This window comes from Streptomyces palmae, assembly GCF_004684805.1.
Classification (GTDB): Bacteria; Actinomycetota; Actinomycetes; order Streptomycetales; family Streptomycetaceae; genus Streptomyces; species Streptomyces palmae.
The window spans coordinates 1-1,037 of the sequence record NZ_SRID01000727.1 but is presented as its reverse complement, the minus strand read 5'-3'; the positions used below and the strand labels follow the sequence as shown (position 1 = coordinate 1,037).

The 1,037-nt window shown below is 67.9% G+C and carries 1 protein-coding gene and 1 pseudogene; both read right to left on the bottom strand.

The features are described from left to right. Nucleotides 1-14 precede the first annotated feature (14 nt). Complete coding sequence (locus E4099_RS32340) at nucleotides 15-431, bottom strand: conjugal transfer protein TraB (RefSeq protein ID WP_135342637.1); 417 nt, start codon at nucleotides 429-431, stop codon at nucleotides 15-17. A gap of 17 nt (nucleotides 432-448) precedes the next feature. Further along, a pseudogene (locus E4099_RS32335) lies at nucleotides 449-1,037 on the bottom strand (ATP/GTP-binding protein); the annotation flags it as partial.

The window sequence follows — 1,037 nt, the reverse complement described above, 5'->3', positions numbered from 1 at the left end:
GGGTGGGGGAGGGGTCAGCGGTTGAAGAACCCGGGCTTGGGGGTCTTCTCGGATCGGTTGGAACGGACGTCGTCCAGGCCCCGGTAGAGCTTGGCGTGGGTGTGCCGGGTCTGGTGGGTGAGGTCTACGGTCTCCTGGGCGATCTGGGTCAGCTTGCGAACGTGTCGGGCGGCGCCGGTCAGGGCAACGGCCACGTTGCTGGTCAGGGCGACGAACTTGGGGTCGAGGCCGGCGTTCTCGATGTCGGTGGCGACGTCGTCGGTGCGGGCGGCGTTGGCCTGCATGCTGCCGCTGAGGGACTCCAATTCGAGGATGGCGATGTCCAAGGCCTTACCGAACTTGTTCAGCTTGGATTGGACGGCCTTATACCGGTTGTCGTCGTTGGTCGGGACAGGCGCCGCGCTGCTGCGGGGCGCGAGATCGCTGCTCATAGCGTGTCCTCAGGGGTCTAGTCGTGGTGGACAGCAGCCGACGCGTACCTCAGGCCAGCGTCTTCCTTGGCGGCCATGTCCTGGCCGTAGACGCGGGCGACTTTCTGGGCCCCGAGCTTGGCGGCCTCCTTGGCGATGCCGCACTGCTCGGCACTCCGCTCCGCCTGCGCCTTCATACGGGCCGCGGAGTCGGCCAGGTCCGCGATCAGGTCGGTGACCTCCGTGGTGACGTTGTGGTCGCCGACGAGGTCGGTGGCCATCTCCCGCAGGGCGTCGGCGACCTTGCCGAGCACCTCGGCCAGGGCGTCGGCACGCTCCCGGTCGGAGGCGGCTTTGATGGCGATGTTCGCCATCTTCATCAGGTAGTCGTCGAACGTGATGTCCGTGCGGTGCTGGGCGCCAAGGCCGCTGTGCCTGGATGGCCTGCTGACTTCCGATTTGCTCACGCTGCTCCTTTCTGTGCCTGGCCGGCTGGTGCCGGGCCGCTTGGTGTGTTTCTCCCGTGCGGGCGGCAGGCCCTTGATGCCGGTCGCCTCGGCCGCGGGCTCGTCGGGGACGATGTCTGCGTCGACGATGTCGTCCTCGCGCTTGCCCTCGGTACGCGGC